A 21,537-nucleotide genomic window follows, 5' to 3' on the forward strand; every position below is an offset into this window, starting at 1 on the left:
AATGCGGGTAATGGGCGTGCAGCCTAGCGTTCGATGGCCAGCGCCACGCCTTGACCGCCGCCGATGCACAGGGTGGCCAGGCCCTTTTTGGCGTCGCGCTTGATCATCTCGTGCAGCAGGGTCACCAGAATCCGGCAACCGGAGCCGCCAATCGGGTGGCCGAGGGCGATGGCACCGCCGTTGACGTTGACCTTGCTGGCGTCCCAGCCCAGTTCTTTGCCGACGGCCAGGGCCTGGGCGGCGAAGGCCTCGTTGGCTTCGATCAGGTCCAGCTCGTCGAGCTGCCAGCCGGCCTTGGCCAAGCAACGCTGGGTGGCGCTGACCGGGCCGATGCCCATGATCGCCGGGTCGACGCCGGCGTTGGCGTAAGCCGCGATCTTCGCCAATACCGGCAGGCCTAGGGCCTCGGCTTTGGCGGCGCTCATCAGCAGCACCGCGGCGGCCCCATCGTTAAGGCTGGAGGCGTTGCCGGCGGTGACGCTGCCGTCTTTCTTGAATGCGGGCTTCAGCTTGCCTAACGACTCGGCCGTAGTGCCGGCGCGGGGTTGTTCGTCAGTGGCGAAGGCGATGGGGTCGCCCTTGCGCTGGGGAATCAGGATCGGGGTGATTTCATCCACGAAGCGCCCGGACTCGATGGCGGCGCAGGCTTTCTGCTGGGAAGCGGCGGCGAAGGCGTCCTGCTCTTCGCGGCTGATGGCGTATTTGTCCACCAGGTTCTCGGCGGTGATGCCCATATGGTAGTCGTTGAAGGCGTCCCACAGGCCGTCGACGATCATTGTGTCGAGCATCTGCGCATGGCCCATGCGCAGGCCGGTGCGGGCCTTGGGCAGGACATAGGGCGACAGGCTCATATTCTCCATGCCGCCGGCGATCATCACCTCGGCATCGCCGCAGCGGATTGCCTGGGCGGCCAGATGCAGGGCTTTCAGGCCCGAACCGCAGACCTTGTTCAGGGTCAGGGCCGGTACAGCATGGGGCAGGCCGGCGAGAATCACCGCCTGGCGCGCCGGGTTCTGCCCACTGCCAGCGGTCAGCACCTGGCCGAGGATCACTTCGTCGACCTGCGCGCCGTCCAGGCCGGTTTGCGCCAGCAGCTGGCGGATCACCGCTGCGCCCAGTTCGGGGGCGGGGATGCTGGCCAGGGCACCCTGGAAGCTGCCGGTGGCGGTACGGGTGGCGGCGACTATGACGACGTCTTGCATAGGGCGATCCTCATCTTGGGGCGCGGCAGGCCGCGAAAGGCCGCTATGTTGGCACAGAGGCTTTGCTGCCGGCCAGTACGCGAACCGGCCGGTCAGCCGTCCGCTTAGCCGCCTGGCGGCAGCTGCAGGCGTTTGCGCGCGCGGTGGATGGCACCGCTGCGCACGGCCCAGCGCAGCACCGGAGCCAGGCTGTGTACGCCGCCCTGAATCAGGCGACTGCGCAGCGGGCTGATCTGCTGGCCGAGCATAGCCTGGGCCCAGGTCGGCAGCAGGTCGGTGCCGGCCTGCAGCAACAGCCTGGCCGCTGGTGCCGCCAGGGCGCTGGGGGCCGGGGCGCCCCGCAGGATGCGCAGAATTTCCAGGGAGCGCTCATCGCAGAGCAGCTCAGGGCGCACCGCCGTCAGGTAGGCAGCGACTTCGACCCGTGAGCGCGGCACCTGAGTAGCGCCCAGGCGTTCGGCGATCAGGGCGATTTCCCCGTAGTAGCGGTCCTGATCCGCGCCGGATAGCTGCGGGTTGCGGTAGCGCAGATGGGCCTGGAGAAAACTGTGCACCTCGGCCACATGCACCCAGGTCAGCAGCGCCGGGTCGCTAGCGGCATAGGCGCGGCCATCGGGGGCGGTGCCGCTGACCTTGAGGTGGATGGTCTTGACCCGTTCGATCAGCCAGTCGGCATCGGCGCGCGCGCCGTAGGTGGTGCCGGAAATAAATTGTCCGGTGCGGCGCAGGCGACCGAGCAGGTCCTCACGAAAGTTGGAGTGGTCCCACACCCCGGCCAGGGCCAGTGGGTGCAGGGCTTGCAGGAGCAGGGCGCTGATGCCGCCGATCAGCATGCTGGTGAAGTCACCATGCACCTGCCAGCTCACCGAATCGGGGCCGAATAGACCGGGGTCGTCCTGGGGCTTTTCGAAGTCGATCTGGCCGAGGGCGATACCGCTCAGGCTGAGTACCTGGCTTTCGATCTGGCGGCGAAGAAATTCCATGGGGGGGCAGAAGCTCGGCAAATGGGTAGGTTGGGGCGGGCGGCGTTCCGCTGAGCGCAGCGAAGCCCAACGAGCGGATTGCCAGGCGATGTTGCCGTCCAGCTAAGCCACTCGTTGGGCTTGGGTGCTAGCGGCCTACCGGTTCAGCCGCTGCTCAATCAGGCTGTCTACCACGCTGGGGTCGGCCAGGGTCGAGATATCGCCAAGGGTATCCAGCTCGTTGCAGGCGATCTTGCGCAGAATACGCCGCATGATCTTGCCCGAACGGGTTTTCGGCAGGCCCGGTGCCCACTGGATCAGCTCGGGTCTGGCGAAGCCGCCGATCTCCTTGCCGACCAAGGCCAGCAGCTCTTTCTTCAGCTTCTCGTCGATCTCCACACCGTTCATCGGGGTGACAAAGGCATAGATGCCCTGGCCCTTGAGGTCATGCGGGTAGCCGACCACCGCGGCTTCAGCGACCGCGTCGTGTAGCACCAGGGCGCTTTCCACTTCGGCGGTGCCGATGCGGTGGCCGGAGACGTTGATCACGTCGTCCACCCGCCCAGTGATCCAGTAGTAACCGTCCTCGTCGCGGCGTGCGCCGTCGCCGCTGAAGTAGTAGCCGGGGTAGGGCTTGAGGTAGGTGTCGATCATCCGCAGATGGTCGCCGTAGACGCTGCGGATCTGGCTCGGCCAGCTGTCCTTGATCGCCAGTACGCCTGAGCCAGGACCGTCGATTTCCTTGCCCTGTTCGTCCAGCAGCACCGGCTGCACGCCGAAGAAGGGGCGGGTCGCCGAGCCGGGTTTGAGGTCGGTGGCGCCGGGCAGCGGGGTGATCAGGATGGCGCCGGTTTCGGTCTGCCACCAGGTGTCGACGATGGGGCAGCGGCGTTCGCCGACCACGTTGTAATACCACTCCCAGGCTTCCGGATTGATCGGTTCGCCCACCGAGCCGAGCAGGCGCAGGCTGGCCCGCGAGGTGGTCTTGACCGGGCCCTCACCCTCGCGCATCAGTGCACGCAGGGCGGTGGGGGCGGTGTAGAAGATATTCACTTGGTGTTTGTCGATCACCTGCCAGAAGCGCGAGGCGTCCGGGTAGTTCGGCACGCCTTCGAACATCAGGCTGGTGGCCCCGTTGGCCAGCGGGCCGTAGACGATATAGCTGTGGCCGGTGACCCAGCCGACATCGGCGGTGCACCAGTAGATATCGCCTTCGTGGTAGTCGAACACGTACTTATGAGTCATGGCGGCCATCAGCAGATAGCCGCCGGTGCTGTGCAGCACGCCCTTGGGTTTGCCGGTGGAGCCCGAGGTGTAGAGGATAAACAGCGGGTCCTCGGCGTCCATGGGTTCGGCAGGGCAGTCGCTGGAGGCCTCGTGCAGGGCCTTGTGGTACCAGATATCGCGGCCTTCCACCCAGTCGATCTCGCCCTGGGTGCGCTCGACCACCACCACGGTGCTGACATCCGGGCAGCTCTGCAGGGCCTTGTCGACGTTGGTCTTGAGCGCCACGTATTTACCGCCGCGCACGCCTTCATCGGCGGTAATCACCGTGCGGCAGTCGGCATCCAGAATGCGGTCGCGCAGGGCGTCCGGGGAGAAGCCGCCGAACACCACCGAATGCACTGCGCCGATGCGCGTGCAGGCCAGCATGGCGTAGGTGGCCTCGGGGATCATCGGCATATAGATGCACACTCGATCGCCTTTCTTCACCCCACGGCTTTTCAGCACGTTGGCCAGGCGGCAGACGTGGCTGTGCAGCTTGTTGTAGGTGATATTGGCCGATTCGGCGGGGTTGTCGCCTTCCCAGATCAGGGCGATCTGCTCGCCGCGGGTGGCCAGGTGGCGGTCGATGCAGTTGTAGCTGACATTCAGTTGCCCGCCCTTGAACCAGCTGCCCTGGCCGCTGAGCAGGTCGCCTTGCTGGATGCTGTCCCAGGGTTTGAACCAGTCGAGGAAGCTTTTCGCCTGCTCGGCCCAGAAGAGATCCGGTTGTTCGACCGACTGCCGGTACAAGCGCTGGTAATCGTCGTCGTTGATATGGGCACGCTGGCGCATGGCGTCTGTGACGGGATGACGGGTGATCTCGAACATGGCGGGTCCTTGTTGTTGTGTTCCGCGATACCCCCAAGGGTGCACCCAAGCGGGTGCTTGGTTCAAGTGCTGGTGCCGTGCCCCGCCAAGGCCCGGCACCGGAGTGCAGCCGTCAGCCGCGATGACGCTCGCGGAAGTGACGGATCAGACCCTGAGTCGAGGCGTCGCTGGCGGGATCGTCGAGCTGGCCGATGAGGCGCTGGTAGACCCCCAGGCCGAGTTCCTTGCCCAGTTCGACGCCCCACTGGTCGAAGGCGTTGGTGCCCCAGATGGCGCTCTGCACATACACCTTGTGCTCGTACAGGGCGATCAGCGCCCCCAGGTTATAAGGGGCCACGCGGGTCAGCACGAGGATATTGCTCGGGCGGTTGCCGGAAATTTCCTTGTGCGGGGCCAGGCGCTGCACTTCGTCCTCGTCCAGGCCCTTGGCGCGCAGTTCAGCCTCGGCCTCGGCGCGGGTCTTGCCGTGCATCAGGGCCTGGGCCTGGGACAGGCAGTTGGCGAACAGCCACTGGTGGTGGTCGGCCAGGGGGCTGAAGCTGTTTACCGGGACGATAAAGTCGGCCGGGATCAGCTGGGTGCCCTGGTGCAGCAGCTGGTGGTAGGCGTGCTGACCGTTACAGCCGACCCCGCCCCAGATCACCGGCCCGGTGCTGAAGTTCACCGCGCTGCCGTCCTGACGCACCGACTTGCCGTTGGATTCCATGTCCAGCTGCTGCAGGTGCTTGGTGAAGTTACGCAGGTAGTGGTCGTAGGGCAGGATGGCCTGGCTGGTGGCATCCCAGAAATTGCCGTACCAGATGCCCAGCAGGGCCATCAGCACTGGCATGTTCTGCGCCAGCGGGGCCTGGGCGAAATGCTGATCCATGGCGTAGGCCCCGGCCAGCAGTTCCTTGAAGTTGGAAATGCCGATGGCCAGGGCGATGGGCAGGCCGATGGCCGACCACAAGGAATAGCGGCCGCCGACCCAGTCCCACATCGGGAAGATGTTCTCAGCCTTGATACCGAACTCGATGGCGGCCTGCTGGTTGCTGGTTACCGCGATAAAGTGCTTGTGCAGCTCGGCTTCCGGGCCGCCCATGGCCAGGTACCAGTCGCGCGCCGCCAGGGTGTTTTTCAGGGTCTCGAGGGTGCCGAAGGACTTGGACGAGACGATAAACAGGGTGGTTTCCGGGTTCAGCCGGGCGGTCAGGTCGCGGAATTCGCTGCCGTCGATATTGGCCAGATAATGGCAGCGCACGCCGCGCTGGGTGAACGGGCGCAGCGCTTCGGAAACCAGCTGCGGGCCGAGGAAGGAGCCGCCGATGCCGATATTCACCACTTCGGTGATGGGTTTTTCGCTATAGCCGCGCCACAGGCCGCTGTGGATACGGCTGACCAGTTCGGTCATCTGGTTGAGTACCCGGTGCACCTGCGGGATCAGGTCGACCCCGTCCAGCTCCAGGCGCTTGCCGATGGGGCTGCGCAGGGCTGTGTGCAGAGCCGCGCGGCCTTCCGAGGCATTGACTCGCTCACCGTTGAACTGGGCCTTGATCGACTCGCCCAGACCGGCCTGCTCGGCCAGTTGCACCAGCAGTTCCAGGGTTTTCTCGTTGGCCAGGTTCTTCGAGTAATCCAGCAGCAGGCCACAGCTGCTCAGGGAAAAACGCTCAAAACGCTGTGGGTCGCTGGCAAAGGCCTCGCGCATGCTGAAGTCGTTCATCTGCTCGCGGTGCTGGCGCAGCGCCTGCCAGGCGGGAAGCTGAGTGACGTCATGCGGGTGCTGGTAATAGGCCATTGGTGAAGGGTTCCTTGTCGTGGACTGTCGCGAAAAAGCAAAAGGCCCGGAACAATCCGGGCCTCGAGTGTAACTGGCGGGGGCGGGGAGCAGGCAACCGTCAGGCGCGTGGTTTACCCGGCCAGGCTCAGGCGCTGGGGTCCAGCTCGAGGGTCAGGTTGTCGATCAGCCGGGTGCTGCCGATAAACGCCGCGACCAGGATCACCAACTGTCGGTCTTCGGCGCTGGCCGGGCGCAGGTTGTTCGACTCGCGGATTTCCAGGTAGTCGGGGCGGAAACCGGCCGCGCTCTGCAGTTGCTGAGCCTGGGCGATCAACCTGGGGTAGTCGCGCTCGCCGGCCTGGATGGCGCTGGCGATCTGCTCCAGGCTGCGATACAGGGTGGGGGCTGCGGCGCGCTGTTCGGCATTGAGATAACCGTTGCGCGACGACAGCGCCAGGCCATCCTCGGCGCGCACCGTGGCTTCGCCGATGATCTGGATCGGCATATTGAGGTCGCGCACCAGGGTGCGGATCACCGCCAGTTGCTGGAAGTCTTTCTGGCCGAACACGGCCAGGTCCGGCTGGACCATATTGAACAGCTTGGTCACCACCGTGGACACGCCTTCGAAATGCCCAGGGCGGCTGGCCCCGCACAGCCCTTCGGAGACACCAGCAACGCTGACCCGGGTCTGGCCGGCCAGGCCGTGGGGGTACATCTCCTCGACATCCGGGGTAAACAGCAGGTTGCAGCCGGCTTCAAAGAGCTTTTCCTGGTCGGCGACCAGAGTCCGCGGGTACTTGTCCAGATCTTCGCTGGGGCCGAACTGCAGCGGGTTGACGAAGATGCTGGCGACCACGAAGTCGGCGCGCTGGGCGGCTTTGGCCACCAGGGCGGCATGGCCGGCGTGCAGGTTACCCATGGTCGGCACGAAACCGATCTGTTTGCCCTCACTGCGGGCCTGGGCAATGGCGGCGCGCAACTCGCGCACGCTTTTAACTGTGTTCATGCAGAAAACCCGTGTTCGGCTGCTGGGAAACTTTGGTCCTTGACCGCTTTGACATAGGCGCTGAGGGCATGCTGGATGCTGCTCTGGCCGGCCATAAAGTTCTTCACGAACTTCGGCGTGCGGCCGCTCAGGGACAGCCCGAGCATATCGTGCAGCACTAGTACCTGGCCGTCTGTTGCGCCGCCGGCACCGATGCCGATCACCGGAATCTTCACCGCCTGACTGATTTCCGCGGCCAGTTCGCTGGGCACGCATTCGAGCAGCAGCATGGCTGCGCCGGCCTGCTCCAGAGCCATGGCGTCGGCGCGCATCTGCCGCGCCTGGGATTCCTGACGGCCCTGGACCTTGTAACCACCGAGGATATTCACCGCCTGCGGCGTCAGCCCCAGGTGCGCGCACACCGGCACGCCGCGTTCGGCCAGCTGGCGAATCGGTTCGGCCAGCCAGGCCGCGCCTTCGAGCTTGACCATATGCGCGCCGGCCTGCATCAGTGCTGCGCAGTTGTTGAGGGTTTGCTCAATGGTGGCATAGGCCATAAAGGGCAGGTCGGCGAGGATCAGTGCACCCCGGTTGCCGCGTTTGACGCAGGCGGTGTGGTAGGCCATATCGCTCACGCTGACCGGCAGGGTGCTGTCATGGCCCTGCAGGACCATACCCAGGGAGTCGCCCACCAGCAGTACATCGACCCCGGCCTCACAGGCGGCCTGGGCGAAGGTGGCGTCATAGCAGGTCAGCATGGCGATTTTCTCGCCGCTCTGCTTGAGGCTGTGCAGGGTGGTCAGGGTTACATCAGGCATGAAAACTGTCCTCACTCAGGCGTTCAGTCGGCAGTCGTACTGCCTCAAGTTGGCCTGCATTGGCCTCGAATTGCACCGGTGCGGGGCAACGGGACGCCTATAGTCCTGATGGGGCGGCTGGAAGTCAATTGCAGGTGTTACCGGCCTGTTACTGGCGTTACCGCCAATAAAGCACGTCGAGGGCCATGGCAGGTGCTTGTCAGCGGCTCGGTTCAGGTGTTGCAGATTCGCATAGGGGCAGGCAGCGAGTAGGTCGTAGGATGGGTGATAACCCATCGGGCGATTGATGGGTTATCACCCATCCTACGGTAGTCAATGAGCCCGGCAGCATGGATACCACTGCGCGGCCGAGCTCTGAGCTCTCCCGCTAGGAGAGCCGCTCGAGGCCTTCGAAGGGGCAGGCGGCGAGCAGTTCGCCAAGGGTGCGGCCGTCCGGCAGGCGCAGCTGTGGGGCGATTTCCGCCAGGGGGTAGAGGACGAAGGCGCGGGCGTGCATATGGTAGTGGGGCACGGTCAGGCGCGGTTCATCCAGCTGGCGTTCGCCGAATAGCAGGATATCCAGATCCAGGGTGCGTGGGCCCCAGCGTTCGGCCTTGCGCATGCGACCCTGTTCCAGCTCGATGGTTTGCAGAGCGTCGAGCAGTTCCAGGGGGCTGAGATCGGTGTCCAGTGCGGCCACCGCATTTACGTAGCGCGGCTGGTCTGCCGGGCCCAGCGGGTCGCTGGCATAAAAGCAGGACTGCGTCGCCAGGCTCGTCTGCGGCAGGGCCGCCAGCGCTGCCAGGGCGCTACGCAGTTGGGCGAGTGGATCGGCCAGGTTGCTGCCCAGGCCGATATAGACTCGTTCCATCATTCGCCAGCGCTGGGGCTGCTGCCGTCCGCCGCCGGGCTGCGTTTGCGCTTGCTACTGCTGCGCTTGCGCTTGCGCGGTGTACCGGGGCCATCGTCCTTGCTGCTGAGGTCGCGGATCATGCCGCGGCGCTCGCTGTCGCTGGCGTCCTGGTAGAGGGTCCACCATTCGCCCAGGCCATCGGTTTCTTCGCCGGCGCTTTCGCGCAGCAGGAGGAAATCGTAGCCGGCGCGGAAGCGTGGGTTTTCCAGCAGCATGTCAGCGCGCTTGCCGCTGCGGCGTGGCAGACGCTCCTGCATATCCCAAATCTCGCGGATCGGCAGGGTAAAGCGCTTGGGCACGGCGATGCGCAGGCACTGTTCGCTGATCAGTTCGTGAGCGGCTTCCTGCATGGCCGGGATCGGCGGCATGCCGCGATCCTGCAGCTTGATTACCCGGGCCGGCAGCGCAGGCCAGAGTAGGGCGGCAAAGAGGAAGGCCGGGGTGACGGTCTTGCCTTGCTGGATGCGCAGGTCGGTGTTGCTCAGGGCGTTGCGGATCAGCTGGTCGGTGTAATCCGGGTTGTGCTTGAGGGCTGCGGCACTGGCCGGGAACAGCTCGCCAAACAGGCCGTAGTCCACCAGCAGTTCATAGGTGTAGACCGCGTAACCGGCGAGGAACAGCTTGAGCACTTCCTCGAACAGGCGTGCGGCGGGGATTTCCCGCAGCATCGGGGCCAGCTTGTAGATCGGCGCGGCGCTGTGTTTCTCGATATCGAAATCCAGCTTGGCGGCAAAGCGCACCGCCCGCAGCATGCGCACCGGGTCTTCCTGGTAGCGCTTGGTCGGATCGCCGATCAGGCGGATCAGGTGGTTGCGGATATCGTGCACGCCATTGGCGTAATCGAGAATGCGCTCGGTGCTGGGATCGTAATACAGCGCATTGATGGTGAAGTCGCGGCGCTGGGCGTCGTCTTCCAGGCTGCCGTAAATATTGTCGCGCAGGATGCGGCCGCTTTCGTTGCGCGAAGACAGATTGCTGTTCTCTTCTTCATCGCCTTCGGGATGATTGGCGCGGAAGGTGGCCACTTCGATGATCTCGCGGCCGAAGTGCACGTGCACCAGCTTGAAACGCCGGCCGATCACCCGTGCGTTACGGAACTCGGCGCGTACCTGCTCGGGCGTGGCGCTGGTGGCGACGTCGAAATCCTTGGGATCGATATCCAGCAGCAGGTCACGTACGCAGCCACCGACCAGATAGGCCTGATAGCCGGCCTGTTGCAGGCGTTCGACCACGCTAGTGGCATAGCGACTGATTTCCCTGCGCTCGATCGGGTGCTGGCTGCTGCTTAGCACTTCGGGGGTGCTATGCGAGTGTTTGCCGCGGCGCAGGGGGGAACGAAAGGACTTGAACAGCTTTTTCAGCATGGGAGGCACTGTTTGACTAAATGACTGGCCAGAGTATATGCCGGCCGCAGGAATGGCGCGGATTCTAGCATTGAGTCGGGGGAGGGTGTAGGAGAGTCGAGGGATTGCTGCAGGAAAGGCGGTGAGCTTGGCAAAACGCGGAAGCTACTGGGGGAGCCGAAGCTCCCCCCCAAATTGGTGCGTGCTCTATTTTTATTATTATGGCGGGCTAGTTGTTTTTGTTGGTTTACCCGTTCCATCCAGTCAGTGACTTTTGGAAAACCTCCCAGGCTGGGAGTCAAGAGCAAACGGATTTCTTTGGATGCTGACGCTACCCTGATCACATCGTGATCTAACCAGTTCAGGCACTGCCTTATGACAGTTTTATTGTTCTCGGCCTGGTTATGGGGCAAGCCCCAAAGGCAATTCCTTTCCAAAAGAATCAGTTAGCTGCGCCTCCGCGTTGTTGTTCTTATTGTGCTGGAGTCGATATGTCTTATTTTTATTAGGGTGGTGCGTGCTTGTTATTGTTCTTGTACTAGCAATAAAGCAGAACCCGTGCCAGTTTTTGAAATCCCTTTAAAAACAAGGCGTTGCGATTTCTGTGTGTGATGCGATGGGCTAAAAAAGCCGGGTTCTCGTTACCGTAAGACCCGGCTTTTGTTACTAGGTGTTGAAGGGGTAACAAGCTGGGGAACCTCGCGCAGGGTGATTTGTCACCCTGCGCGCGCTGTTTAGCCCGCGGCGGCACCCGAGGATTTGCGCCGGGGGATGCCTAGGCGCTGGCGGCGTTCCCACAGGCACTTGCGGCTGATACCGAGCTTGCGTGCCAGTTCGGTCTCGGTCATGTGGTCCTGGTGTTCGAGGACAAAGTGCTGGAAGTAGTCTTCCAGGGACAGGTCTTCGGTCGGCTCGCTGGGCTCGTGACCCAGGCCGCTGGCCTGGGCGGGCAGGCCGGTGAAGTCGTCTTCCAGGTCGTCGAGCTCGATATCGATGCCCAGCAGCTCCGCCGAGATGCTGCTGCCCTCGCAGAGAATCACCGCGCGTTCAATGGCATTTTCCAGTTCACGCACGTTGCCCGGCCAGGGGTAGTGACGGATTGCCTGTTCGGCATCGATGGCAAAGCTCAGGTCGTTGCGGCCCTGGCGGTTGCACTGGCGGATCAGGAAGGCCCGGGCGATCTCGATCACGTCGGTCCCGCGCTCGCGCAGGGGCGGCAGCTTGAGGGCGATCACGTGCAGGCGGTAATACAGGTCTTCGCGGAACTGGCCGATCTTGGCCAGGCTCTTGAGGTCGCGGTGGGTCGCGGCGATCAGGCGCACATCAACCTTCTGCGACTGCACCGAGCCGACCCGGCGAATCTCGCCTTCCTGCAGCACGCGCAGCAGGCGGGCCTGGGCTTCCAGGGGCAGTTCGCCGATTTCGTCGAGGAACAGGGTGCCGCCGTCGGCGGCTTCCACCAGACCGGCACGGCCGGCGCTGGCTCCGGTAAAGGCCCCTTTCTCATGGCCGAACAATTCCGACTCGATCAGGGTTTCCGGGATGGCGGCGCAGTTCACCGAGATCAGCGGGGCCTTGGCGCGCCGCGAGAGGTTGTGCAGGGCGCGGGCTACCAGCTCTTTACCGGTGCCGGACTCGCCCTGGATCAGCACGTTGGAGTCGGTCGGCGCGACCTTGCGGATCTTGCTGTACATCTCCTGCATGGCCGGGCAGGAGCCGATAATGCCGATTTCGCCGTTGCTATTGTCCACCGCCTTGTCGGCGCTGGCCCGTGGGCTGGCAGCGGGGGTGCTGGGGGCGTTCTTGGCCTGCTGGTGATCGCGCAGGATGCGCGCCACGGCCTGGAGCATTTCGTCGTGGTCGAAGGGCTTGGCGATATAGTCCACCGCGCCCATCTTCATTGAATCGACCGCCGAACGCAGGCTGGCATAGCTGGTCATGATCAGCACCGGGGTGCCCTGGCTGAGCTTGATCAGCTCGGTGCCGGGCGCGCCGGGCAGGCGCAGGTCGCTGACGATCAGGTCGAAGCTGGGAATGCTGAAGCGTTCCTGCGCCTCTTGCACCGAACCGGCTTCGCTGACCTGGTATTGGTTTCGTTCCAGCAGGCGGCGCAAGGCAGAGCGGATAATGGTTTCGTCTTCGACGATCAAAATATGAGGCATCAATTCGGTCTCTCGACGGTCTCGGAGCCGGTAGACAGAGCATGCGGCTGCGCCTACCGGGGTTCCAGTAGCTGGTTTAGGTCGCTATGGACGTCGTCTCGACATGCCGCGGCAGGCTGACCCGGATACGGGTGCCACGTTGTTGCTCGGGGTCGGCCGGGCTGTCGATTGTTATTTGTCCATAATGCTCTTCCACGATCGAATAGACCAGTGCAAGGCCCAGGCCCGTACCTTCGCCCGGGTCCTTGGTGGTGAAGAAGGGCTCGAACAGACGGTCCATGATCGCCTTGGGAATGCCGCTGCCTTCGTCCTCGACGATCAGGTCGACGGTGTGCTCGAAAGCTTCGCTCCTGACCCGGATCGCGCTGCCGGGCGGCGAGGCGTCGCGGGCGTTGGACAGCAGGTTGATCAGCACCTGGGCCAGACGCTGGGAATCGCCGCAGGCCCAGTGCTCGGGATCGCAGAGGTTGAAAAACTGCACCTCGATGCTGCGCTTGTTCAGCGACAGCAGGGCAATGGCGTCGCGCGCCACGTCAGCCAGGCACACCGGTTCTTCACTGTTCTGGTGGCTGCCGGAGTGGGCGAAGCTCATCAGCGACTGGACGATGCGTGACACACGCTTGGTCTGTTCGATGATCTGCTGGCTGATCTCGGTCAGTTCGCCGTCGCCCTCGCGTTCCTCGCGCAGGTTCTGCGCCAGGCAGGCGATGCCGGTGATCGGGTTGCCGATTTCGTGGGCCACCCCGGCGGCCAGGCGACCGATGCTGGCCAGGCGCTCGGAGTGCACCAGTTTGTCTTCCAGCAGCTGGGTTTCGGTGAGGTCCTCGACCAGCAGCACCAGGCCGCTGTTGCCCTGCGCCAGGGGTTCGGCGATGGCCGCCTTGTGCAGGTTGAGCCAGCGGGTCTGGCCGTCGAGAGCCAGGCGCTGTTTGTGCAAGTGTTCGTCCGGCAGCTCGATAAAGCTCTGCAGCAGCTCGCGCCAGGGCTCGCCCAGGGTGCTCAGGCGCGAGCCAACCACGCGCTGGGCGGGGATTTCGGTGAGCTCTTCCATGGCCTTGTTCCACATCAGGATCTCCTGGTCCTTGGCCAGGGAGCAGACGCCCATGGGCAGTTCCTGCAGGGTCTGACGGTGGTAGCGGCGCAGGGTGTCGAGTTCGGCGGCCAGGCCCGTGAGGCGCGAGTGGTAATCCTCCAGGCGGCTCTCGATAAAGTGGATGTCCTCGGTGACATAGGTTTCGCTGCCTGCCTTATAAGGCAGAAAGGTTTCGACGATGTCCTGGGCCACGCTGGGGCCCATCAGCCCGGACAGGTTGGCCTCGAGGCGGTCGCGCAGGCGGCGCAGGGCATAGGGGCGGCCTTCATCGAAGGGCAGATGCAGATCGCGCAGGGCCTGTTCCACTTCCCGCTGCGCGGTCTTCGCCCCCAGGGGTTTGGCCAGCTGGGCGGCGAATTCCTGCGGCGAGGCGGCCAGCAGCTCACGCCGTTGCGGGCGGCGCACGTTGTCCACCGCGCAGGCTTCGGCGGCGCTCTTTTCCTCGTCGCTGGCCTCGCTGAACAGCGACACCAGGGTGAACACCAATACGTTGGCCGCCAGCGAGGCGATGGCCGCCAGGTGCCAGCTGCTGTCGTCCAGCACATAGATGACGTTGAACCAGGGCAGGTAGAAGCCCTGCAGATTGCCCAGCATCGGCAGCAGCATGCTTACCAGCCACACGCCGATACCGGCCAGCAGCCCGGCGATAAAGCCGCGGCGGTTGGCGGTGGGCCAGTACAGCACCGAGAGCACGCCGGGGAGGAACTGCAGGGTGGCGACGAAGGCGACGATGCCGAGGTTGGCCAGGTCCTGTTCGGCCCCCAGTAATAGATAGAAGCCGTAGCCGGCCATGATGATCATCAGAATCAGCGCGCGGCGGGTCCACTTCAGCCAGCGGTAGATATTGCCTTCGGCCGGCGGCTGATACAGCGGCAGCACCACGTGGTTGAGAACCATGCCCGAGAGCGCCAGGGTGGTGACGATGATCAGCCCGCTGGAGGCCGACAGACCGCCGACATAGGCGATCAGCGCCAGGGTCTGGCTGTTGACCGCGATGCCCACGCCAAGGGTGAAGTATTCCGGATTGGTGGTGGCCCCCAGCTTGAGCCCGGCCCAGAGAATCAGCGGCACCGCCAGGCTCATCAACAGCAGAAACAGCGGCAGGCCCCAGCTGGCGCTGACCATCGCCCGCGGGTTGAGGTTCTCGGTAAAGGTCATGTGGTACATGTGCGGCATAACGATGGCCGAGGCGAAGAACACCAGCAACAGGGTGCGCCAGGGGCCTTCCTGCAGCGGTGTATGCAAGCTGGTCAGCGAGGCCTGGTTCTGCACCAGCCAGGACTGCAGGTCCTGCGGGCCGTCGAATACGCCATACAGGGCATACAGGCCGATGATGCTGATGGCGGTGAGCTTGACCACCGACTCGAAGGCGATGGCGAACACCAGGCCTTCGTGTTTCTCGCGGGTGGCGATATGCCGTGCGCCGAACAGGATGGTGAACAGGATGATCAGCCCGCAATAGGCCATGGCCACCCGCTCCTGCACCGGCTCGCGGGTGAGGATGCCGATGGAATCGGCTACCGCCTGGATCTGCAGGGCCAGCAGCGGCAGCACGCCGATCAGCATAAATACCGTGGTCAGCGCGCCGGCCCAGGTGCTGCGAAAGCGGAAGGCGAACAGGTCGGCCAATGATGACAGCTGGTAGGTGCGGGTGATGCGCAGAATCGGATAGAGCAGCACCGGGGCCAGCAGAAAGGCCCCGGACACCCCCAGGTAGCTAGCGAGAAAGCCATAGCCGTACTGGTAGGCCAGGCCCACCGTACCGTAGAAGGCCCAGGCGCTGGCATAGACGCCGAGGGAGAGGATATAGGTCAGCGGGTGGCGGATGATCCAGCGCGGGATCAGACCGTGTTCGCTGACCCAGGCCACGCCGAACAGGACCAGCAGATAGGCGGCGCTGATCAGGATCAGCTGGCTCAGGCTAAAGCTCGTCAGCATCAGGTGGGCTCTGCAAATAAAGGTGAAAGGCGGTCACGCATGTGGCACCGCAGCAGCTCAGAGTTCATCGGCATCGTGCTGGCTCTGCGGCTTAAAGGTAAAGGGCGGTCACGCATGTTGCGTCGCAGCCGTTCAGAGTTCATCGGCATCGCGCTGACTCTGCAGAATAAAGGTCACGACTATAAGAATCAGCCACAGCAGATAGGGCCGGTACCAGGCTCCATTGGGGTCGATCCACCAGTCCATGATGGCCGGGGAAAACAGGTAGATCCCCACCACCAGGATCAGCACCAATCGGTAGATATACATGCTGCATCTCGTCTCGGAAGTGCGCCGATGGTAACGGATGCGCGCGCCTCTGCGTAGGCGGCCGATGGTTTGGCGGCAGGCTAGGCTTGGTTTTTTATATCTAGTTGGTACTATGGTTCCACTTTAATAAGAAGAAAGCGGAGAACCCCATGCGCCTTGCCCCGTTTGCAGCCCTTGTTCTGCCGCTGCTGCTCGCCGCCTGTAGCGAAGAGCCGGCTCCGCTGACCGATCTGGATTTCCAGAAAGCGTTGCAGACCCAGCTGATCAAGGCCAAGCCCGGCAGCGTGATCGAGATTCCCGCCGGCACCTACCAGCTCGACCGCAGCCTGAGCCTCAAGGTCAGCGGTGTGACCATCAGGGGCGCGGGTATGGATCAGACCATCCTCAGCTTCAAAGGGCAGAAGTCAGGTGCCGAAGGTCTGCTGGTGGATGCCTCGGATTTCACCATTGAAGATATCGCCCTGGAGGACAGCAAGGGCGATGCGCTCAAGGTGGTGGGCGGCAAGAACATCATCATCCGCCGCGTGCGCACCGAATGGACCAATGGCCCGGCCACCGAGAACGGTGCCTATGGCATCTATCCGGTGCAGACCGAAAACACCCTGATCGACGGCGCGGTGGCCATCGGTGCCTCGGACGCCGGCATCTATGTCGGCCAGTCGCGCAATGTGGTGGTGCGCAACAGCCGTGCCGAACGCAATGTGGCCGGTATCGAGATCGAAAACACCGTGGATGCCGACGTCTATGACAACGTCGCCACCGGCAACACCGGCGGTATTCTGGTATTCAATATGCCCAACCTGCCGCAGGCCGGACGGGTGACGCGGGTGTTTCGTAACAGGATCGAAGGTAACAACCACAAGAACTTTGGTCACAAGGGCACACCGGTGGCCAGTGTGCCGGCCGGCTCCGGGGTGGTGATCAACTCCAATGATGATGTCGAGGTGTTCGACAACGATATCGGTGAGCACAAGACCGCCAATATCATTATCAGCAGCTACTTCAGCACCGGTTACACCGACCTCTCCACCGCCGAGAACTTCGACCCCTATCCAGAGGGCATCCATATTCACGGCAACCGTTTCGGCCCAGGTGGCGATAGCCCGGACCATCTGGAGCTGAAGGCGCTTAAGGTCAGCCAGTTCGGCTTGAATGGACGTCTGCCGGACATTCTCTGGGACGGCTACGTCAACCAGGGCATCCTGGTCGACGGCAAACTGCCGGCTGATCGGGCGATCTGCATCAATAACGGCTCTGCCTCGATGATCAACGTCGACGGGCCGAACAACTTCAAGAACATCAGCACCGATATGGCCGACTACCGTTGCAGCTTGCCGCCGCTGCCGGCGGTCAAACTGGCCTCGGCCGAAGCCGGCCAGGGGGCCTGATGCGCAGGCTGCTGCTGGGCGTGTTGTTGCTTCTGGCCGGCTGTGAGCAGCAGTCGGCACCGCTGTACCTGCCGCAAGGTGACAACTACCCGGAAACACTCAGCGAGTGGGGCATGCTGCAACGCACCGACGGCTTTATCGCGCCGATTGCCGAGGCGCTGCCCTATGACCTGAATACCCCGCTGTTTACCGACTATGCGCACAAGCTGCGCAGCCTGTGGATGCCGGCGGGTACAGCGGCCAGCTATGGCGACGCGCATTTCGATTACCCGGTTGGCACGGTGCTGAGCAAGACCTTCTACTACCCCAAGGATGCCCAGGGCCGCCTGCTGCTTAACGAGGAGGATGATCGCGATCCGCAGCGCGGTCTGCAGCTGGCGCGGGTGCAGCTGATCGAGACGCGCATCCTGCTCAAGCAGCAGGACGGCTGGGTGGCGCTGCCCTATGTGTGGGATGAACAGCAGCAGGAGGCGCATCTACAGTGGGCCGGCGACAGCCGCGAGCTAAGCCTGCTGAATGCCCAGGGCAAGACCCAACCGGTGGCCTATCAGGTGCCGGACGCCAACCAGTGTGCCGGCTGCCATGAGGAAACCGCCGGGCAGGGTAATAACCCACTGGGCCCCAAGGCACGCCATCTAAACAAAACCTTCGCCTACGCCGATGGCACGCACAATCAGTTGCAGCACTGGCAGCAGCAGGGCCGTCTACAGGGCGTACCGGCCGACTTACAGGGCGTGCCGCAAAACGCTTTATGGCCAACGCCGCGCAGTGGCGAAAGTCTGGAACAGCAGGCGCGCAGTTATCTGGATGCCAACTGCAGCCACTGCCACAACCCCAAGGGGCCTGGGCGTACCTCGGGGCTGCTGCTCGATCCGGCCACGGCCATCGGCATCAGCTATGGCCTGTGCAAGCAGCCTGTCGCCGCAGGCAAAGGTTCGGGTGACCGCCTGGTGGATATCCACCCCGGCCAGCCGGATAAGTCGGTGCTGCTGTTTCGCATGGAAAGTGTCGACCCCAGCATTATGATGCCGGAGCTGGGCCGTTCCACCGTGCATGCCGAGGGGGTGGACGTACTGCAGCGTTGGATTGCCAGCCTGCAAGGGGACTGTTGAAAGTCGCGACCTATTTTTGTGCATCGTGACAAGCATGGGGCATGACTAGCCCTGTTATGGTGCGCAGGCGTTGCGCGGGGTCGCGGCAAGCCCCGCAGCATGCGGTCTGGGGCGCTGGCATAAGTCTTGCGCAGACTGCATATCGCCCAGGCTTGCAGGAGGCCCACTGTGTCGATCCATATCGCCTTGCACCATGTCAGCCACTACCGCTACGACCGCGCGGTCAATCTTGGCCCGCAAGTTGTGCGCCTGCGCCCGGCACCGCACAGCCGTACCCGGGTGCTGTCCTACGCCTTGAAGGTCGAACCGGGCGAGCACTTTATCAACTGGCAGCAGGACCCCCAGGGCAACTACCTGGCGCGCCTGGTGTTCCCGGAAAAGACCCGCGAGCTGAAGATCGAGGTCGATCTGGTCGCCGAAATGGCGGTGTTCAACCCCTTTGATTTCTTCCTCGAACCTTACGCCGAGAAAATCCCCTTCGCCTATACCGAGGGCGAGCAGCTGGAGTTGGCTCCTTATCTGGTCAAACTGCCGGCAGGCAAGCTGTTTGCCGAGTACCTGGCCAGCATCGAGCTGACGCCACTGCCCAGCGTGGACTTTCTGGTGGCGCTGAACCAGCGCCTGTCCACCGATATCAGTTACCTGATCCGCCTGGAGCCGGGCGTGCAGGCCCCGGAAGAAAGCCTGCAGAAAGGCTCTGGTTCCTGCCGCGACTCGGCCTGGCTGCTGGTGCAGCTGTTCCGCCACCTGGGCCTGGCGGCGCGCTTTGTTTCCGGCTACCTGATTCAGCTGAAAGCGGATGTGAAATCCCTCGACGGCCCATCCGGCACCGAGGTGGATTTCACCGACCTGCATGCCTGGTGCGAGGTCTACCTGCCCGGTGCCGGCTGGATTGGCCTGGACCCCACCAGCGGCCTGTTCGCCGGTGAAGGTCATATCCCGCTGGCCTGCAGCCCCGAGCCGTCTTCGGCCGCGCCGATCAGCGGCGGCGTGGATGAGAGCGAGTGCGAGTTCAGCCACGAAATGTGGGTCGAGCGCATCTGGGAAGCGCCGCGGGTGACCAAGCCCTACAGCGACAGCCAGTGGCAGGCGATTGTCGCCCTCGGGCAGAAGATCGATGGCGACCTGCAGGAGCAGGACGTGCGTCTGACCATGGGCGGCGAGCCGACCTTTGTCGCCCTCGATTACCCCGACGATGCGGAATGGAACACCGCCGCCCTGGGGCCGAACAAGCGCCGCCTAGCCACCGACCTGTTCCACCGCCTGCGCGAACACTACGCACCGCAAGCGCTGGTGCATTTCGGCCAGGGCAAGTGGTACCCCGGCGAGCAGCTGCCGCGTTGGTCGCTAAATGCCTACTGGCGTCGCGACGGCGAACCGCTGTGGCAGAACCCGGCGCTGTATGCCGACGAGCAGCAGGACTATGGCGTCGATGCGACCAAGGCCGCCGATTTTCTTCGTCTGCTGGCCGAGCGCCTGGGGGTGGATAGCCAATACTGCATGCCGGCCTATGAGGACCGCTTCTATTACCTGTGGCGCGAGCGCAAGCTGCCGATCAACGTCACCGCCGAAGACCCGCGCCTGGCCGACGCGCTGGAGCGCGAGCGCCTGCGCAAGGTGTTCGAGCAGGGGCTGGACAAGGTGGTCGGGCATATCCTGCCGCTGGCCCGGCATGCCAAGCAGCTGGGTTGGCAGAGCGGCAGCTGGTTCTTGCGTGACCAGCATTGCCGGCTGATACCGGGCGATTCGGCGATGGGCTACCGGCTGCCGCTGGACTCGCAGCCCTGGGTCAGCGAGGCCGATTACCCCTACGTCACCCCGGAAGACCCGAGCCAGGTGTTCGCCCCGCTACCGGCTGCGGCGCAGATCAAGCCGCAGCTGCGCGGCGTCTGGCCGGGCAGCCAGAACGGCGCGGGCAAGCGCCCCCTGCTAGGCCAGTCGGCCGCCGCGGTGGTGCGCACAGCCCTGTGCGCCGAACCGCGTGACGGCAAACTCTATCTGTTTATGCCGCCGCTGGTGCGTCTGGAGGATTACCTGGAATTGGTGGCCGCCATCGAAGCCACCGCCGCCGAGCTGAAATGCCCGGTGCTGCTGGAGGGTTATGAGCCGCCGCAGGACCCGCGCCTGCAGTTCTTCCGGGTGACCCCGGACCCCGGTGTGATCGAAGTGAATATCCACCCGGCCGCCAGTTGGGATGAATTGGTCGAGCGCACCGAATTTCTCTATGAGCAGGCCCGCGAGTGTCGCCTGAGTAGCGAGAAATTTATGATCGACGGCCGCCATACCGGTACCGGCGGCGGCAACCACTTCGTCCTCGGCGGCGCGACGCCGGCGGATTCGCCCTTTCTGCGTCGCCCGGATCTGCTGCGCAGCCTGATCAGCTATTGGCACAACCATCCGTCGCTGTCCTACCTGTTCAGCGGTCTGTTTATCGGCCCAACGTCCCAGGCGCCGCGTATCGATGAGGCGCGCAACGATGCGCTGTACGAGCTGGAAATCGCCTTCGCGCAGATGCCCGAAGTGGGCCGCGACTGCCAGCCCTGGCTGGTCGACCGCCTGCTGCGCAACCTGCTGGTGGACGTGACCGGTAATACCCATCGCTCCGAATTCTGCATCGACAAACTGTATTCGCCGGACTCGGCCTCCGGGCGCCTCGGCCTGCTGGAGCTGCGCGCCTTTGAGATGCCGCCCCATGCGCAGATGAGCCTGGCCCAGCAACTGCTGATCCGCGCGCTGATCGCACGCTTCTGGCGCGAACCCTACAAGCCGGCGCGACTGGTGCGCTGGGGCACCGAGCTGCATGACCGCTACCTGTTGCCGCACTTTATCGAGCAGGACTTTGCCGACGTGCTGCAGGAGCTGGACGGCTGCGGCTACCGCCTGCACAGCGAATGGTTCGCCCCGCACTTCGAGTTCCGCTTCCCCAAGTCTGGCGACTTCAACGTCAAGGGCATCGAACTGGAACTGCGTCAGGCTCTGGAACCCTGGCACGTGTTGGGCGAGGAGGGCGGTGGCGGCGGTACGGTGCGCTATGTGGATTCTTCGCTGGAGCGCATGCAGGTCAAGCTCAGTGGCCTGCCGAGTGATCGTTATGTACTGACTTGTAATGGCGTGCCGGTACCCTTGCGACCTACCGGCAAGGTTGGCGAGTTTGTCGGCGGCGTGCGTTTCCGCGCCTGGCAGCCGGCCAACTGCCTGCACCCGACCATCGAAGTGCATGCGCCGCTGGTATTTGACCTTATAGATAGCTGGATGAGTCGCTCTCTGGGCGGTTGCCAGTATCATGTCGCCCATCCGGGCGGGCGCAATTACGACAGCCTGCCGGTAAACGCCTACGAGGCCGAGAGTCGGCGTCTGGCGCGCTTCTTCCGTCTGGGCCACAGCCCAGGCAAGCGCCCGGCGCTGGCTGCGATCAATAATAATGAAATGCCCATGACCCTGGATCTGCGCCTGACCTAGCCTGGGTCTATTGCAGGAGCC

General features: G+C 63.8%; 14 protein-coding genes. 3 read left to right on the forward strand and 11 right to left on the reverse strand.

Going from position 1 to position 21,537, the window contains the following annotated elements; genetic code table 11:
- Window positions 1–23: 23 nt before the first annotated feature.
- From VMP31_RS15515 to VMP31_RS15565, 11 genes are all read right to left on the reverse strand, one after another.
- Window positions 24–1,202: an acetyl-CoA C-acetyltransferase gene (locus VMP31_RS15515; protein WP_325508604.1), complete on the reverse strand. Its 1,179-nt coding sequence runs from the start codon at window positions 1,200–1,202 to the stop codon at window positions 24–26.
- A gap of 104 nt (window positions 1,203–1,306) precedes the next feature.
- Complete coding sequence (locus tag VMP31_RS15520; protein WP_325508605.1) at window positions 1,307–2,185, reverse strand: oxygenase MpaB family protein; 879 nt, start codon at window positions 2,183–2,185, stop codon at window positions 1,307–1,309.
- Between the two features lie 135 nt (window positions 2,186–2,320).
- A complete protein-coding gene (acs, locus tag VMP31_RS15525) occupies window positions 2,321–4,258 on the reverse strand; it encodes an acetate--CoA ligase (RefSeq protein ID WP_325508606.1) in 1,938 nt (645 codons plus the stop codon).
- 112 nt (window positions 4,259–4,370) lie between these two features.
- A complete protein-coding gene (gene pgi, locus VMP31_RS15530; protein WP_325508607.1) occupies window positions 4,371–6,035 on the reverse strand; it encodes a glucose-6-phosphate isomerase in 1,665 nt (554 codons plus the stop codon).
- A gap of 127 nt (window positions 6,036–6,162) precedes the next feature.
- On the reverse strand, window positions 6,163–7,023 hold the full coding sequence (gene panC / locus VMP31_RS15535; RefSeq protein ID WP_325508608.1) for a pantoate--beta-alanine ligase: 861 nt from the start codon (window positions 7,021–7,023) through the stop codon (window positions 6,163–6,165).
- The gene (gene panB, locus VMP31_RS15540) at window positions 7,020–7,820 is read right to left on the reverse strand and encodes a 3-methyl-2-oxobutanoate hydroxymethyltransferase (RefSeq protein ID WP_325508609.1); all 801 of its coding nucleotides are present in this window, start codon (window positions 7,818–7,820) and stop codon (window positions 7,020–7,022) included. Before panB ends, panC begins: the two co-directional genes overlap by 4 nt.
- A 367-nt stretch (window positions 7,821–8,187) precedes the next feature.
- The gene (gene folK / locus VMP31_RS15545) at window positions 8,188–8,673 is read right to left on the reverse strand and encodes a 2-amino-4-hydroxy-6-hydroxymethyldihydropteridine diphosphokinase (RefSeq protein WP_325508610.1); all 486 of its coding nucleotides are present in this window, start codon (window positions 8,671–8,673) and stop codon (window positions 8,188–8,190) included.
- Window positions 8,670–10,076, reverse strand: a complete 1,407-nt coding sequence (locus VMP31_RS15550) for a polynucleotide adenylyltransferase PcnB (RefSeq protein WP_325508611.1) — start codon at window positions 10,074–10,076, stop codon at window positions 8,670–8,672. The genes folK and VMP31_RS15550 overlap by 4 nt, the downstream gene beginning before the upstream one ends.
- A gap of 713 nt (window positions 10,077–10,789) precedes the next feature.
- The gene (locus VMP31_RS15555) at window positions 10,790–12,217 is read right to left on the reverse strand and encodes a sigma-54 dependent transcriptional regulator (RefSeq protein ID WP_325508612.1); all 1,428 of its coding nucleotides are present in this window, start codon (window positions 12,215–12,217) and stop codon (window positions 10,790–10,792) included.
- Window positions 12,218–12,293: 76 nt separating this feature from the next.
- Window positions 12,294–15,248, reverse strand: a complete 2,955-nt coding sequence (locus VMP31_RS15560) for a sensor histidine kinase (protein ID WP_325508613.1) — start codon at window positions 15,246–15,248, stop codon at window positions 12,294–12,296.
- A 132-nt stretch (window positions 15,249–15,380) separates the two neighbouring features.
- A complete protein-coding gene (locus tag VMP31_RS15565) occupies window positions 15,381–15,557 on the reverse strand; it encodes a hypothetical protein (RefSeq protein ID WP_003244646.1) in 177 nt (58 codons plus the stop codon).
- 149 nt (window positions 15,558–15,706) lie between these two features.
- Between VMP31_RS15565 and VMP31_RS15570 the strand changes: the two genes are divergently transcribed.
- The 3 genes from VMP31_RS15570 (at window position 15,707) to VMP31_RS15580 (ending at window position 21,516) form a co-directional block, all read left to right on the forward strand.
- Window positions 15,707–16,945 carry a parallel beta-helix domain-containing protein gene (locus tag VMP31_RS15570; RefSeq protein WP_325508614.1) on the forward strand — a complete coding sequence of 413 codons (1,239 nt, stop codon included), beginning with the start codon at window positions 15,707–15,709 and terminating at the stop codon, window positions 16,943–16,945.
- Window positions 16,945–18,057 carry an SO2930 family diheme c-type cytochrome gene (locus VMP31_RS15575; protein WP_325508615.1) on the forward strand — a complete coding sequence of 371 codons (1,113 nt, stop codon included), beginning with the start codon at window positions 16,945–16,947 and terminating at the stop codon, window positions 18,055–18,057. The genes VMP31_RS15570 and VMP31_RS15575 overlap by 1 nt, the downstream gene beginning before the upstream one ends.
- A gap of 168 nt (window positions 18,058–18,225) precedes the next feature.
- Window positions 18,226–21,516: a transglutaminase family protein gene (locus VMP31_RS15580; RefSeq protein WP_325508616.1), complete on the forward strand. Its 3,291-nt coding sequence runs from the start codon at window positions 18,226–18,228 to the stop codon at window positions 21,514–21,516.
- Window positions 21,517–21,537 lie beyond the last annotated feature (21 nt).

The sequence above is a fragment of the Pseudomonas sp. genome (assembly GCF_035512415.1).
Classification (GTDB): Bacteria; Pseudomonadota; Gammaproteobacteria; order Pseudomonadales; family Pseudomonadaceae; genus Aquipseudomonas.

Excerpts from the sequence above, each read along its gene's own strand:
- panC (WP_325508608.1), bottom strand. The coding sequence starts at position 7,023 with ATGAACACAGTTAAAAGCGTGCGCGAGTTGCGCGCCGCCATTGCCCAG.
- VMP31_RS15560 (WP_325508613.1), bottom strand. The coding sequence starts at position 15,248 with ATGCTGACGAGCTTTAGCCTGAGCCAGCTGATCCTGATCAGCGCCGCC.
- panB (WP_325508609.1), bottom strand. The coding sequence starts at position 7,820 with ATGCCTGATGTAACCCTGACCACCCTGCACAGCCTCAAGCAGAGCGGC.
- VMP31_RS15575 (WP_325508615.1), top strand. The coding sequence starts at position 16,945 with ATGCGCAGGCTGCTGCTGGGCGTGTTGTTGCTTCTGGCCGGCTGTGAG.
- VMP31_RS15520 (WP_325508605.1), bottom strand. The coding sequence starts at position 2,185 with ATGGAATTTCTTCGCCGCCAGATCGAAAGCCAGGTACTCAGCCTGAGC.
- pgi (WP_325508607.1), bottom strand. The coding sequence starts at position 6,035 with ATGGCCTATTACCAGCACCCGCATGACGTCACTCAGCTTCCCGCCTGG.
- VMP31_RS15555 (WP_325508612.1), bottom strand. The coding sequence starts at position 12,217 with ATGCCTCATATTTTGATCGTCGAAGACGAAACCATTATCCGCTCTGCC.
- acs (WP_325508606.1), bottom strand. The coding sequence starts at position 4,258 with ATGTTCGAGATCACCCGTCATCCCGTCACAGACGCCATGCGCCAGCGT.
- VMP31_RS15550 (WP_325508611.1), bottom strand. The coding sequence starts at position 10,076 with ATGCTGAAAAAGCTGTTCAAGTCCTTTCGTTCCCCCCTGCGCCGCGGC.
- folK (WP_325508610.1), bottom strand. The coding sequence starts at position 8,673 with ATGATGGAACGAGTCTATATCGGCCTGGGCAGCAACCTGGCCGATCCA.
- VMP31_RS15565 (WP_003244646.1), bottom strand. The coding sequence starts at position 15,557 with ATGTATATCTACCGATTGGTGCTGATCCTGGTGGTGGGGATCTACCTG.
- VMP31_RS15570 (WP_325508614.1), top strand. The coding sequence starts at position 15,707 with ATGCGCCTTGCCCCGTTTGCAGCCCTTGTTCTGCCGCTGCTGCTCGCC.
- VMP31_RS15515 (WP_325508604.1), bottom strand. The coding sequence starts at position 1,202 with ATGCAAGACGTCGTCATAGTCGCCGCCACCCGTACCGCCACCGGCAGC.